Source organism: Caldicellulosiruptoraceae bacterium PP1 (genome assembly GCA_041320695.1).
Classification (GTDB): domain Bacteria; phylum Bacillota; class Thermoanaerobacteria; order Caldicellulosiruptorales; family Caldicellulosiruptoraceae; genus JBGGOQ01.
In genome coordinates this window covers 604583-618365 of record JBGGOQ010000001.1, presented here as the reverse complement: position 1 = coordinate 618365, position 13783 = coordinate 604583, and the positions used below count along the sequence as shown (strand labels likewise).

The window sequence follows — 13783 nt, the reverse complement described above, 5'->3', positions numbered from 1 at the left end:
GATGATATCATGTATTATAATGAAAGAATATGCAAAGAAAATTTATGGATAGAAAAAGATGGATCATTAGCGGCAATTGGTATAACTAAAGAGTTTGAGAATAAAATAGGGGATATAATAATATTTGAATACATGAAAAAGAACGGATATGTTCAAGAAGGTGACAGAATTGCTAGAATTGAAACCATAAATAATGAATATTTTCTAAATTCCCCTTATAGTGGCTATATAATGAAATACAACTATAAACTTGAGTCTGATCCCTCGCTAATTAATATTTATCCTGAGGAAATTGAGATATTAATTATAGACACAAAATCACTAATATGATATAATCTATCCTAAAGTGTATTAATAATAAAAATGCCATTATATGTAAAGGGGTTGTAATAAAATGTTTCAAAAGAAAAAAATCATTTCTATTCTCTTGTTATTCTGCTTTATACTTGCTTTGATTCCTTTATATACATATGCTGCTGATTTTCCAGTAACTGTGAAAGATTTTAAAGGTCAGTCTATTACCATAAATAGCCAACCAAACAAAATAATATCATTATCTTTGCAAACAGATGAAATACTTCTAAACCTTGTTTCTCCAACAAGGATTGCTGGTTTATCTGTTTTTGCTGATGATAAAAATAATTCTAATGTTGTTAATTTAGCAAAGAATGTAAAAGCAAGATTTAGTAGTAATGATATTGAAAAAATTATTGCTACTAAACCTGATCTTATCATAGTTCCATATTATATAGATAAGGCAAAATATGATCTTCTAAAAAAGAGCGTAAAATGTCCTGTTTATGTAAGCTTAAATCCAAATTCTATTAAATCAATAAAAGATGAGATAACAAATATTTCAAAATTAGTTGGAGAGCAAGCAAAAGGTAAGAATATAATAAAATATATGGATGATAAAATAAACTTTGTTCAAAGCAAGGTTAAGAATATTCGCAAGAAAAAGTTTGCATTATTTTATACTTATTATTTTGGAACAACATATGCCAAAGGAACTACACAACAAGAAATTGCTAAATATGCAGGCGTTGTAAATATAGCTTCAGTAGCAGGCTTAAAAGGATGGCCGAATATTTCACGTGAAGATATTATTGATTGGGACCCTGATATAATTATTCTTCCTTCAGCTTCATATAATCCAAAAGAGACTACTCAACAATTTTTAGATAAATTTAAGAAAGATTCAGCTTTTAAGAACTTAAAAGCAGTTAAGAATAATTCAGTATATATTCTTGACGACAAGCATATACAATCTGTGTCACAGTATATTGTTGAAGGTATATATGATTTAGCAAAAACTGCATATCCTGAAAGATTTAAAAATTAACTTGGAGTGAATGGAGATTGAGACTTAAGTTTTCTATACTAATTTCGCTTTTAATTGTTGTGTTTATAATAGCAATTGGGGTGGGAAGTGTTTTTATTCCCCCCCTTCATGTTTTAAAGGCAATACTTGCATTTATAGGATTTAAAATTGATGGAGTTTCTGATGAAGTTTTGACAATAGTTACTCAGATAAGGCTTCCAAGAATTATTGTTGCAATGACTGTTGGAATGGCCTTATCATTAGCTGGCACCATAATACAAGGAATATTTAGAAATCCTATGGCCGAACCTGGCATAATAGGAATTTCAAGTGGTGCAAGTCTTGGAGCTATAACTTCGATTGCATTAGGGTTAAATCTTATAAACATATATTTTTTACCATTATTATCCTTCATAGGAGGTTTGCTATCTTCAATAATTGTTTATTTATTATCAACAAAAAGAGGCAAAACCCCCATTCTTCATTTAATATTAATAGGACTTTCAATTTCAACATTATTAAGTTCAATTTCGTCTATTATTCTTTCAAACATAAATCAATATCAAGTAAATGAATATATTTTTTGGATGTTGGGTGGACTTGATGGTAGGTCTTGGTGGCATGTAAAAATAAGCTTTTTGCCAATATTAATAATATTATTAATATCAATTTTATTTTCCAAAAAAATTAATATATTGGTTTTAGGTGAAGACGAAGCATATACACTTGGAGTCAATCCAGAGTTACTGAAAAAATTACTATTATTATTAACCTCACTAATTACAGGAATAGCTGTATCTGTAAGTGGGACTATTAGTTTTGTAGGTCTTATTGTACCACACATAATGAGAATAATTGTAGGTCCAGATTATAGAAAACTAATACCGTCATCTGTCATTGGTGGAGGCATATTTTTGATTATCTGTGACAGTATTGCAAGAATGCTATTCTCACCTATTGAAGTAAAGGTAGGGATTGTTACATCAATTGTTGGCGTTCCATACTTTTTATATCTTCTAAAATCAAGAGGGGCTGAATATTCATTATGACATTGAAATTAGTAAATTTAAGCTCAGGTTACACAAAACCGATAATTAAGAATATTAATATGGAGTTTAAAAAAGGAAAGATTTATGGGATTGTTGGTCCTAATGGTTGTGGTAAGTCAACACTTATTAAAACTATTGCGGGTATTCTAAATATCTTATCAGGTGAAATTCTAATAGATAATAAAAATATTCTTAATATAAATGAAAAAGAGAGATCAAAATTAATATCTTATATGTCGCAATCCATTCTTATTAATTTTCCATTTAAAGTTATTGATATTGTTTTGACAGGTAGATACCCTTACGAAAAAAATCAATTTCGAGATTCTAAAGATTCAATTAGATTAACTGAGGAAAATTTAAAATTAGTAGATATGTTTGATAAAAAAGATGATTCAATTTTAGAGGTCTCTGGTGGGGAAAAACAAAGAACAAACTTTGCAAGAGTATTAAATCAAGATACTCAAATAATTCTTTTGGACGAACCCAATTCAAGTCTAGATCTTGTTCATCAAGAAAATATGTTCAATATCATTAAAAAATTAAAAGAAAAGGATAAAATTATAATTGCAGCAATCCATAATATAAAACTTGCTGCGAAATACTGTGATGAAATAATTTTATTAAAAAACGGAGAGGTAATTAAAGTTGGCAAACCTAATGATGTGTTTACATCTGAAAATATATATAAAGTATATGGCATAAATGCTATAGTGTTTAAAAATCATTTTGGGTTATTTGACTATGAAATTATTAATAATAATTTACAGAATATTAATGGGCACGTTCATGTTGTTGCAGGTGGTGGAGAGGGATCAAAGATTTATAAAAAATTATTAGAATGTGGTTTTGAGGTAACTAGTGGCGTTTTGGCAACAAATGATTCAGACTATTTGTTGTGTAATATCTTGGGCATATATGCAGTTAAGTCAAAACCTTTTACAGAAATTAGCAATGAAGAATATATGGAAAATGTTGAATTAATAAAAAAGGCTGATTTTTGTGCTTTAATGAATATACCAATAGGCTTTCAAAATCTGAAAAATTTAGAATCTTTAAAGTACGCAAAAAAATTATATATTATTGAGGAAACACCCATCGGTCTTAGAGATTATACAAACGGTATTGCAACAAAAATATACAATGAATTAAAATATAAATCAGAAGATATTGAGTATTTATACAAAATATTTCAGGGGGGGCTTTAAGATGAATCAAAATAAGAAATGGTGGATTGAGACAAATTTAAATACTCTAAAAAATAACCTTGAGAAAAGAAATTTTGACTGTTTCATAATTGATAAAAAAGAAGAAGTAATTGATTTAATAAAAGATATTGTTAAAGAAGGTTCAACAGTTGCAGTAGGGGGATCCATGTCACTTTTTGAAATAGGACTAATTGATTTTTTGCGAAATGGTAAGTATGTTTTTTATGATAGATATAAAGAAGGTTTAAGTCCGAATGAAATTGCAGATATTCATAGAAAGGCATTTTTTACAGATTACTTTTTTATGAGTTCAAATGCAATTACTTTAGATGGAAAGCTAATTAATATAGATGGAGCAGGTAATAGGCTTGCTGCTCTTTTATATGGGCCTAAAAATGTTATTGTAATTGTTGGAATAAATAAGCTTGTCCAGAATGAAGAACAAGGTATACTAAGAGTTAGGAATATTGCCTCACCAACAAATTGCAAACGACTATCAAAAAAAACACCTTGTGTTGTTGATGGTCAGTGCCATGATTGCCTAAGTGATGATTGTATTTGCAGTCATATAGTAGTAACTAGAAGACATTCTGAAAAAGGTAGAATAAAAGTAATTGTTGTTAAAGAAGAGTTAGGTTTTTAAACATTACAATGGTGAAATTTTCTTGTAACATTATTGTAAAAAAAGGTTGACGTAATATAATATTTATTATAGAATATTTATTGTTCAAAAATAAAAAAGGCTGAATTTGCTATTGCAAAGAAGCAAAGCGGGAGAACCAATTAATGGGGTGAATCGAGTTTATCGTAGGGTTTTATGCCTTCTTGCCCGAACCCGTCAGCTAATCCCGTAAGCCAAAGAAGGGAGTTTTTTTATGAAAACAAAAGTATTTTTATTTACCACAGTTTTATTTGCTTTACTAATGATCTCATCAATTATTTATGCATCACAACAAGCTGAAGCTAAGTCTACAATAAACATAAGATCTTCAGCTAACTCAAATGCAAAAGTCATTGGAGTATTTCCAAAAGGTTTTACAGCATCAGTTTTAGGAAGACAAAACGGATATGTAAAGATATCATTCGAAGGCAAAGTAGGTTTTGTTAAAGAAGATTACATTCAACTAAAGAATAAGATTACAACAAGTAAAATCACAAAAAATACTAATGAAAATTTTTCATATAATGCGACAGTAATAAAAAACAATGCAAGACTAAGAAAAGATAAGTCAACTAATTCAACCATTTTAAAAAGCCTAACTTTAGGTGAAAAATTAACCATAATATCAAAAGATGCAAATGGTTGGCTTAAAGTAAAAACAAAAGATGGTGTTATTGGATACATAGCATATTATTTAGTAAAAGAAAATAATACTTCAAAGATTTTAGTTTCTACTAATACTACAAGAACAAATATAACAAAAACTTCAAGAAGTCTTTTAGATCGTTCCTCTATGAATAAAGCTTATAATGTTATTGAATTTGCCAAAAAATATCTAGGTGTAAGATACAGATATGGTGGTGAATCACCAATAACTGGATTTGACTGTTCTGGATTTGTTCAATTTGTTTATCGAAATTTTGGGATAAATTTAGAAAGAACAGCAGCAAGTATGGCTTATAGCAATGGAATAAAAATTTCGTATTCTGAATTGCAACCGGGTGATTTAGTATTTTTTGATACAGATGGTGGGCGAAATTACATTAATCATGTAGGTATTTATATTGGTGGTGGAGAATATATTCATGCCTCAAGTGCAAGAGGTCAGGTTTCAATATCAAACTTAACCTCAAAAATTGGAACTGCATTTATGATGGCAAAAAGAGTATTAAGATAAAAAGGAGTGCTTTAAAGCACTCCTTTTTTAATATGTGGAAGAACATATTTTTTTACTGATTCTTCATCAGAAATAGTACCATCAACCTTTGATAATTCCCATACTTCTTTATGGGATACTTCTTCATTTGGTTTTACTGAATATAAAGGACTTAATGTTTCAACTTCAAGCATAAGATTGTTTGTATATGTTTCAAAAGAACAGCCAAAATCGGGATATTCAGCACCATCAATATGTTTATAATATTTTGTAAATAATACTCCATCATTTAAGTAACTTGCCCAACCATCAAAGTTTGGATATCCTATTTTGAAAGGACCATCACATGAGCTATCTTGTCTTAATATTATAAAATCCTCTCCCCAAGTTACTCTTTTATCATTTAGCTTAGTATATGGCCAATAAACTATTTGATAAGAAGGAAGTAATCCAACTTCAAACTTAGGGATAGGTAAAATTTCCACACCACCTGCAGCCATGACTGATAAAGCCCAGTTAGAAAATTTAACTTCAAATAGTCCAAGATTCTTTATTTTATAATTAATATATACCATATCTTGATTTTCATCTAAACAAACTTCAATGGTTTTTTGTAACTTTGTAGTTTCTTCAACAGGCTGTTTTAAAATTATACCATTATTTATAATTTCAAAATCAATTGGTTTACTATCAGGATAATAAGTTCTTATTATATCTTCTGGGCTATGCCATAATCTTGTACCGCCATAGAGTAAAAATTCATTTTGGTTTTTTCTCCCTATATGATCAGGGAAAATACAAAACTGATTTTTTCCTCCTTTAAAACCAAGATACAATATCCTAGGACCAATGTCGGTTGTTACAATAACATCAATATTGCCATTTGATAAAAGGTAAGAGTTTTCAAAACCTAAGTACTCTGTTTTTTTTATTTCGATCATAATAAACCCTCCAAATAATTATATTGTGCATTTTTATTATTTTTGTATAATTTAATTATAATTCTATTAAAGTATACTTGCAAATATTACCTTTAAGGAGAGATGTGTTTGAAAGACAGATTTAAGCCAGATATCATTTGTAATACAATTTTTGATATTGACATTGAAAGGCTCAAAAAGAATGGAATTAAATATCTAATTATCGATATTGATAATACAATAGTTCCATGGGGTGAATATGATATTACAAAAAGGACTTTTGAATGGATTGAGAATTTGTTAAAAGAAGGATTTAAAGTTTGCTTAGTTTCTAATAACAAGAAAGATAGAGTCCAAAAAATAGAAAAATTACTTAATGTTCCAGCAATTTATTCAGCAACAAAACCTTTAAAGAGAGGTTTTTTGAAAGCAGCTAAACTTCTAAATGGTCTAAACAATAAAGAAAAAGTAGCAGTAATTGGAGATCAATTCTTTACTGATGTCATTGGAGCAAAAAGAATTGGTTTTTATGCTATATTAGTTAGACCATTAAAAGAAAAAGAGTTTATTGTTACAAAGATTAATAGGATATTAGAAAAAAAGATAATTAAACATTATTTGAAGGATGGTAGTAAATGAAGTTTTATTTATTAGGAAAAAGCCTAAAACATTCAATTTCTCCATTAATTCATAGCTATTTTTATAATAAACTAAATATCAACGCCACATATTCAAATTTGGAAATAGCTGATGAAAGCTTGATTGCTGACTTTATTCAAAAATTTAAAATAGATGAAGAATCACTTGGGTTTAATATTACAATACCATATAAGGAGAATATATTAAATTTTGTTAATGAGATTTCAGAAGATGTAAGTATAATTGGTGCTTCAAATTGTGTCTATAAAAAAGACAATAAACTTGTTGCAGAAAATACTGATTGGATAGGATTTATAAAAGGAATTGAGCATAAGAATATTGATTTTATAAATAAAACTATATTATTAATAGGTGCTGGAGGAGCATCAAGATCGATAATATATGCACTTCATAAATTAAAAGTAAAAAAAGTAATATTAACCAATAGAACGTATGAAAACGCCTTAAAATTTGTCGAAATATACAAAAATTTTATTGACATTGAACCAATTAAATGGCATAATTTTTATAAAAAACCTATTGATATAATAATTAATACAACTCCAATAGGTATGGGAGAATTTATTGATATTTCGCCATTAGATAGTATTCCGAACAATGTTCAATTTGTATTCGATGCTATTTATAACCCTTATGAAACCAAGTTAATTAAGTTAGCAAAAGAAATGAATATTGACTATTTAAATGGTCTTCATATGTTAATATATCAAGCAGCAGAAAGCTATAAATATTGGCTAAATATCTCAATTCCAGATAATGTGATGAATCAAGCCTTTGAATATGCTAAAATATATTTATATAAAAGTGTATAATTGAAATGAGGGATAATATTGGTAGTAGGTGGAAAGAAAAAATTAGGAGAAATATTAGTAGACGCAGGGCTTATTACAAATGAACAACTTCAAAAGGCTTTATCTCTACAAAAATCTACTGGGAAAAAATTAGGTGAAATTTTAGTCGACCAAGGAATTGTAACAGAAGATGAGATTGTTGAAGTTCTTGAGTTTCAACTTGGTATCCCTCATATAAAATTAGAACAATATCATTTAGATCCAGAAATAGTTAATCTGGTTTCAGAAAATATTGCAAGAAGGCATACATTGATTCCGGTGAAAGTTGAAGATGATAAAATTTATATAGCAATGGCTGATCCGCTAAATATTTTTGCAATAGAGGACGTTAATATATATACAGGGAAAAATGTTCAACCTGTTATTGCAAAAGCTGCTGATATAAAAAGAGAAATTGAAAAATTTTATGGAAAACAAGAAACTCTTAAAGCTGTTGAAGAACTTAAGAAAGAAACAACCAAGCAACAAAATCTACGTCTTAAGAATACAGTTATTACTTCAGATGATGAGCCAGAAGGCCCTGTTGTTAAGCTTGTAAATTCTATTTTTGAGCAAGCAATATCATCAAGAGCAAGTGATATACATATAGAGCCGTTTGAAAATGAGATAAAAGTAAGATTTAGAATTGATGGTGTCTTATATGATATTCTTCAGATAGATATTAATTCATTGCCATCTTTGACAGCTCGAATAAAAGTAATTGGGAACATGGATATTGCAGAAAGAAGAATACCTCAAGATGGAAGAACAACATTCATTTTTGCAGATAAACCTTATGATATGCGTTTATCTTCTTTGCCAACAGTATATGGTGAGAAGATTGTTATAAGAATTGCCGATAAGTCTGCATTTGTTAAAAGTAAATTGGAACTTGGTTTTACAGATGATGATTTAAATAAATATAATAAAATAATAACATCTCCCCATGGAATAATTTTGGTTTGTGGTCCTACAGGCTCAGGAAAAACAACAACATTATACACTGTATTAAATGAGTTAAATAATGGGACAAAAAATATAATAACTGTAGAAGATCCTGTTGAAAGTACAATATATGGAGTAAACCAAGTTGAAGTTAATGCAAAAGCTGGACTTACTTTTGCTTCAGCATTAAGATCTATATTAAGGCAAGATCCAGATATTATCATGATTGGTGAGATTAGAGATAAAGAAACTGCTGATATTGCTGTTAGAGCCGCAATAACTGGACATTTAGTTTTATCCACAATTCATACAAACGATGCACCTAGTGCAGTATCAAGACTTATTGACATGGGTATAGAAAGTTTTTTAATCAGTTCTTCACTTGTTGGTGTTATATCACAAAGATTAATTAGGAGAATTTGTCCTAACTGTAAAGAAGAATATACACCAGATGTTTCAGAAACTGAAGCATTGGGTATTGATAATTTGCAGGGTATAAAACTATATAGGGGCAGAGGATGTCCATTTTGTAATAATAAAGGATATTATGGTAGAACAGGAATTTATGAAATACTAACAATAACAAAAGATTTAAAGAAAATAATTGTTAAAAATGTTGGTAGTGATGAAATAAAAGATATTGCAATGCATGAGGGTATGATAACATTAAAAGAGGCTTGTGCTCAAAGAGTTTTAGATGGAACTACAAGTATTGAGGAATTTTATAGAGTAACATATTCGCTTGAATAGAAGGGAAAGTTTGGGGGAGTATTGATGCTTGATATTGATGAAATCTTGAAGGATGCATTTTTTAAGAATGCTTCTGATATTCACCTTACTGCCGGATCTCCACCTATATATAGAATAAATGGTAACTTGGTACGAATTGGTGAAGAAAAGTTACTGCCAGATACTATTCAAAACTTTGCAAAGGCTATTACCTCAGATTTTCTTTATAAAAAATTACTTGAATTAGGAGAAGTAGATTTTTCTTATAGTGTCAAAGGATTAAGTAGATTTAGGGTAAATGCATTTAAGCAAAGAGGAAGTATTGCAATTGCTTTTAGGGTAATTGCTCAAGAGATACCAAAATTCGAAAGTCTTGGGCTGCCCACAGTTATAAAAGAATTTACAAAATATAATAAAGGGCTTGTTTTAGTAACAGGGCCAACTGGTAGTGGAAAGTCAACAACTTTAGCTTCTATTATAGATATTATAAACGAAGAAAGAAACCTTCATATTATTACGCTTGAAGATCCTATAGAATATCTTCATAGACATAAGCAAAGTGTTGTAAATCAAAGAGAGATAGGATCAGACTCAATAAGTTTTGCGGCAGCTTTAAGGTCTGCATTAAGAGAAGATCCTGATGTTATTCTTGTAGGTGAGATGAGGGATTTAGAAACAATATCAATTGCATTGACAGCCGCTGAAACAGGACATTTAGTTTTTTCAACTTTACATACAATAGGAGCTGCAAAAACAATAGATAGAATAATTGATGTTTTCCCGCCTCATCAACAACAACAGGTAAGAGTTCAACTTTCAACAGTACTTAACGCAGTGGTATCACAGCAATTGTTAACTATTAGAGGGGGAAAAGGTAGGGTAGTTGCAACAGAGATTATGATAGCAAATCCTGCTGTTAGGAACTTAATTAGGGAATCAAAAACCTATCAAGTTCAATCTATAATACAGACTAACACCAAAAATGGTATGATTACTATGGAACAATCATTAATTGATCTATATAAGAGAGGTCTTATTACACGAGAAGATTGCTACCTATATGCAAATGATCAAGAATCAATGTCAAAAATGCTTTTATATTAATAAGAAGGAGCTTGAGTGTAAATGGCTGAATATGTTTATAAAGCCCTTGATGCAAATGGGAAAACATATCAAGCATCAATAATTGCTGAAGACTTAACAAATGCATTAAGAACATTAAAATCAAAAGATATTTATGTTTTAGACATTAAAGAGAAAAGTGCATTACAAAAAGAATTTAAACTTTCATTTACACAAAAGGCTTCAACAAAGGATCTAGCAATGCTTTGTAGACAATTTGCTACAATGTTAATGGCAGGTATCACCATTTTAAACTGTCTTGATGTATTAAGGCACCAATACAAATCTAGAAACTTAGGAAAAATATTAGATGATATATATAAAAAGGTGGAAAAAGGAACTTCGCTATCAAATGCAATGAGAGAACACTCTGAAATTTTTCCTCAGATCTTAATAAACATGATTGAAGCCGGTGAAGTTAGTGGTTCAATAGATAGAGCCATGGATAAAATGGCACAGCATTTTGAAAAGGAAATGAAACTAAAGCAGAAAATAACAAATGCATTAATGTATCCAGCTATTGTTATCTTAGTTGCCATTGGTGTTTTAAATGTATTGATGATTTTTGTTATACCAACATTTATAGGATTATTTTCTGAACTACAGGTTGACCTTCCTGCTACAACTAAGTTTGTAATTAGTGCAAGCAAGTTTATGCAAAATAATTGGTATTATATATTAGCTTTAATAATTATTATTGTTTTTATGTATAAGTTATTTAAAAAATCTCCAAATGGGGCTATTTTAATAGGTAGGATAAAATTAAAAATTCCAATAATAAAAGGTGTTATTTTAGGTCAGATAACAAGCCGCTTTACAAGAACACTTGGAACTTTGATAAACTCAGGTGTTCCATTAATAACGGCTTTAGATACAACAAAAAAGGTTATCTCTAATGCGTATATTGAAAAAGCGTTTGATGGGGTAATTGAAAAGGTAAAAGGGGGTGAAGGATTAAGCTACCCAATTGAAGAAATGAAAGTTTTTCCTCAACTTGTTACAACAATGATAAGGACAGGTGAGGAAACAGGAAGGCTTGAGTATATGTTAGAGCGTGCAGCAGACTATTATGAAAACGAAGTAGAAAATCAAGTTACAAGACTTACTGCAATGTTTGAACCAGTAATGATAGTATTTTTGGCATTGTTAGTTGGATTTTTGCTTGCCTCAATAATTATGCCGATGTTTAAGCTATATGGGAACGTCGGTTAAGGCAGGTGATAAAGATTAAGAAAAATTCATCAAGTAATGGTTTTACTTTGGTTGAAATGGTTGTAGTTATTGCAATAATTGCAATAATTATGGCAATTTCTACTCCGCAAATATTAAAGGCGTTAAGAAGTGCTCAAAAAAAAGCTGATTATGCAAATGCAAAATTAATTGCTTATGCATTTTATCAGTGGAGTTATGAAAATGGTCAAGAACTAAACAGTGTAATTACAGATAATGATTGGCATATGATTGATAGTGACAATGTTACTGGTTTTACTAATTTTAATCTTGGCCAATTTATTACTGGGGGGCTGCCAAAACCAAAGTTTAATAAAAATTATAGTTTTTATTACAAAATTGATACTGATGGAGTTTTTAAAATTTATGCAGGTGATGAGACAAATAAATATTTACTTTATCCAGATGGTGATTTAAATAATTATAAATAAAATATAAGGAGGTTTTTTATTATGATGAAATGGATGGTAAAACAAGTAAATCAAAAGAATAAAGGTTTTACATTAATTGAAATGGTTGTTGTATTAGCAATTATTGCTGTATTAATTGCAATTGCAGTTCCACAAGTAATGAAACAAATCAATAAATCAAAAATAAATGCAGATATTGCAAATGCAAAAGCAATTGCTACTGCAATACAACAATGGGTTGCTGAAGGAAACTCATTAACTAATCAATCGAATTGGGTTGCAATAGAAAACAATGTACCAATTACATCAGGGCTTGATCAATATATTACAGGTGGGGTTCCAGTGCCTAAATTACAAAACAATACAAAGTTTGCATATAAGTATGACAGTAGTACTCAAACTGTTTTCATTGGTGTTTATCAAGGAAGTTTTGGCACAAATGGAGTAGAACTCTATCCAACACCTGATTTAAATAACTATAAATAATATGTTTATTATATTGGTTATATCTATTTCGCTAATCCTTGGCAGTTTCCTCAATGTTTGTATCTATAGGATTCCACGGGGGGAATCAATTGTCTTCCCCCCCTCTCACTGTCCAAATTGTAAAAATAGAATAAAGCCTTATGATTTAATACCTGTTTTAAGCTTTATTATTTTAAAAGGTAAGTGCAGATACTGTAACAATAGGATATCAATAAGATATCCTATTGTTGAACTATTATCAGCTATATGTGGATTATTAAGTTTTTTAAAATATAATATATCAATTCAATTTTTTGTAGTTTACTTAATAGGTCTTATTATGATATATATCTCTTTTGTAGATATAGATACATTTGAAATTTCAAATATTTCAATACTTATTCTAATTATTTTGAATATTATTTTTTATATATCACAAAATGGATTCAATGTATTTTATAGAATTTTTGTTAATGGAATTATATCTGCTTTAATCATTTTTTTAATCTTTTTCATATCAAAAGAGAAAGCTATGGGGTTTGGGGATGTTTTACTTTCCTTTTCTTTAGGTTTAAATTTTAATATACCTAAAGCTATACTATTTAATTTTTTGGCATTTGTAATAGGCGGATTAATTTCAATAATTATTGTTTTATTAATAAATAAAAAGAAATTAAAATCACAAATACCATTTGGTCCTATGATTTCAATTGCTGCATATTTAACATTTTTGTATGGTGATGCTATTATTAATTGGTATTTAGGTTTAATTACATACTAAGATTAGAGGTGTTACACTTTATGTATAATGTTAAAAATTATATGGAAGATGCAGTTATTAGTCTATTAGATAAAGTATTAAAAGATATAGATGTTTGTAAATGCGAAAAATGTAAAAATGATATTTTAGCACTTTCGCTCAATAGACTTCCTCCAAAATATGTTGTTACTGAAGAAGGAGAGCTTTACACAAGGATTGAATCATTAAAGGAGCAATTTGAGATTGATATTATTGCAAGTATTGCAGCTGCTGCATTTATAGTAAAACAGAACCCCAAACATACAACAAAATGAGGG

16 protein-coding genes, 1 pseudogene and 1 riboswitch are annotated in these 13783 nt (G+C 29.1%); of the genes and pseudogenes, 16 read left to right on the top strand and 1 reads right to left on the bottom strand.

Annotation, left to right across the window (positions count from 1 at the left end):
* Positions 1-9: 9 nt before the first annotated feature.
* From ACAG39_03205 to ACAG39_03180, 6 genes are all read left to right on the top strand, one after another.
* A complete protein-coding gene (locus tag ACAG39_03205) occupies positions 10-330 on the top strand; it encodes a glycine cleavage system protein H (GenBank protein MEZ0536243.1) in 321 nt (106 codons plus the stop codon).
* A gap of 64 nt (positions 331-394) precedes the next feature.
* Entirely contained in the window at positions 395-1342 is a 948-nt protein-coding gene (locus ACAG39_03200) for an ABC transporter substrate-binding protein (GenBank protein MEZ0536242.1), read from the top strand.
* 17 nt (positions 1343-1359) lie between these two features.
* Entirely contained in the window at positions 1360-2370 is a 1011-nt protein-coding gene (locus ACAG39_03195; GenBank protein ID MEZ0536241.1) for a FecCD family ABC transporter permease, read from the top strand.
* Positions 2367-3578 carry an ABC transporter ATP-binding protein gene (locus ACAG39_03190; GenBank protein ID MEZ0536240.1) on the top strand — a complete coding sequence of 404 codons (1212 nt, stop codon included), beginning with the start codon at positions 2367-2369 and terminating at the stop codon, positions 3576-3578. The genes ACAG39_03195 and ACAG39_03190 overlap by 4 nt, the downstream gene beginning before the upstream one ends.
* Before the next feature lies 1 nt (position 3579).
* The gene (locus tag ACAG39_03185; GenBank protein MEZ0536239.1) at positions 3580-4221 is read left to right on the top strand and encodes a lactate utilization protein; all 642 of its coding nucleotides are present in this window, start codon (positions 3580-3582) and stop codon (positions 4219-4221) included.
* A gap of 88 nt (positions 4222-4309) precedes the next feature.
* Positions 4310-4451, top strand: a riboswitch (cyclic di-AMP (ydaO/yuaA leader).
* 2 nt (positions 4452-4453) lie between these two features.
* On the top strand, positions 4454-5416 hold the full coding sequence (locus ACAG39_03180) for an NlpC/P60 family protein (protein ID MEZ0536238.1): 963 nt from the start codon (positions 4454-4456) through the stop codon (positions 5414-5416).
* 11 nt (positions 5417-5427) lie between these two features.
* Here the strand turns inward: ACAG39_03180 and ACAG39_03175 are convergent, their stop codons facing one another.
* A complete protein-coding gene (locus ACAG39_03175) occupies positions 5428-6336 on the bottom strand; it encodes a hypothetical protein (GenBank protein ID MEZ0536237.1) in 909 nt (302 codons plus the stop codon).
* 108 nt (positions 6337-6444) lie between these two features.
* Here ACAG39_03175 and ACAG39_03170 point away from each other — a divergent pair, with 108 nt between their 5' ends.
* From ACAG39_03170 to ACAG39_03125, 10 genes and pseudogenes are all read left to right on the top strand, one after another.
* Positions 6445-6954 (top strand): YqeG family HAD IIIA-type phosphatase, encoded by a 510-nt coding sequence (locus ACAG39_03170; protein MEZ0536236.1) that lies wholly within the window; start codon positions 6445-6447, stop codon positions 6952-6954.
* Positions 6951-7787, top strand: coding sequence for a shikimate dehydrogenase (gene aroE / locus ACAG39_03165; protein ID MEZ0536235.1), 837 nt, complete (start codon positions 6951-6953; stop codon positions 7785-7787). The genes ACAG39_03170 and aroE overlap by 4 nt, the downstream gene beginning before the upstream one ends.
* Before the next feature lie 18 nt (positions 7788-7805).
* Positions 7806-9500, top strand: coding sequence for a GspE/PulE family protein (locus ACAG39_03160; protein ID MEZ0536234.1), 1695 nt, complete (start codon positions 7806-7808; stop codon positions 9498-9500).
* Positions 9501-9524: 24 nt separating this feature from the next.
* Entirely contained in the window at positions 9525-10583 is a 1059-nt protein-coding gene (locus tag ACAG39_03155; GenBank protein MEZ0536233.1) for a type IV pilus twitching motility protein PilT, read from the top strand.
* 21 nt (positions 10584-10604) lie between these two features.
* Positions 10605-11813 carry a type II secretion system F family protein gene (locus tag ACAG39_03150; GenBank protein MEZ0536232.1) on the top strand — a complete coding sequence of 403 codons (1209 nt, stop codon included), beginning with the start codon at positions 10605-10607 and terminating at the stop codon, positions 11811-11813.
* Between the two features lie 5 nt (positions 11814-11818).
* Entirely contained in the window at positions 11819-12262 is a 444-nt protein-coding gene (locus ACAG39_03145; protein MEZ0536231.1) for a prepilin-type N-terminal cleavage/methylation domain-containing protein, read from the top strand.
* A 21-nt stretch (positions 12263-12283) separates the two neighbouring features.
* Complete coding sequence (locus ACAG39_03140; GenBank protein MEZ0536230.1) at positions 12284-12727, top strand: prepilin-type N-terminal cleavage/methylation domain-containing protein; 444 nt, start codon at positions 12284-12286, stop codon at positions 12725-12727.
* Between the two features lies 1 nt (position 12728).
* Positions 12729-12986: pseudogene (locus tag ACAG39_03135) on the top strand (A24 family peptidase).
* 60 nt (positions 12987-13046) lie between these two features.
* Positions 13047-13487 (top strand): prepilin peptidase, encoded by a 441-nt coding sequence (locus ACAG39_03130; GenBank protein MEZ0536229.1) that lies wholly within the window; start codon positions 13047-13049, stop codon positions 13485-13487.
* A gap of 20 nt (positions 13488-13507) precedes the next feature.
* The gene (locus ACAG39_03125) at positions 13508-13780 is read left to right on the top strand and encodes a late competence development ComFB family protein (protein MEZ0536228.1); all 273 of its coding nucleotides are present in this window, start codon (positions 13508-13510) and stop codon (positions 13778-13780) included.
* The last annotated feature ends 3 nt before the right edge of the window (positions 13781-13783 follow it).

Coding starts and splice junctions, on each gene's coding strand:
- ACAG39_03205 (MEZ0536243.1), top strand. CDS start 10: ATGTATTATAATGAAAGAATATGCAAAGAAAATTTATGGATAGAAAAA.
- ACAG39_03200 (MEZ0536242.1), top strand. CDS start 395: ATGTTTCAAAAGAAAAAAATCATTTCTATTCTCTTGTTATTCTGCTTT.
- ACAG39_03190 (MEZ0536240.1), top strand. CDS start 2,367: ATGACATTGAAATTAGTAAATTTAAGCTCAGGTTACACAAAACCGATA.
- ACAG39_03185 (MEZ0536239.1), top strand. CDS start 3,580: ATGAATCAAAATAAGAAATGGTGGATTGAGACAAATTTAAATACTCTA.
- ACAG39_03180 (MEZ0536238.1), top strand. CDS start 4,454: ATGAAAACAAAAGTATTTTTATTTACCACAGTTTTATTTGCTTTACTA.
- ACAG39_03175 (MEZ0536237.1), bottom strand. CDS start 6,336: ATGATCGAAATAAAAAAAACAGAGTACTTAGGTTTTGAAAACTCTTAC.
- aroE (MEZ0536235.1), top strand. CDS start 6,951: ATGAAGTTTTATTTATTAGGAAAAAGCCTAAAACATTCAATTTCTCCA.
- ACAG39_03155 (MEZ0536233.1), top strand. CDS start 9,525: ATGCTTGATATTGATGAAATCTTGAAGGATGCATTTTTTAAGAATGCT.
- ACAG39_03150 (MEZ0536232.1), top strand. CDS start 10,605: ATGGCTGAATATGTTTATAAAGCCCTTGATGCAAATGGGAAAACATAT.
- ACAG39_03140 (MEZ0536230.1), top strand. CDS start 12,284: ATGATGAAATGGATGGTAAAACAAGTAAATCAAAAGAATAAAGGTTTT.
- ACAG39_03130 (MEZ0536229.1), top strand. CDS start 13,047: ATGATATATATCTCTTTTGTAGATATAGATACATTTGAAATTTCAAAT.
- ACAG39_03125 (MEZ0536228.1), top strand. CDS start 13,508: ATGTATAATGTTAAAAATTATATGGAAGATGCAGTTATTAGTCTATTA.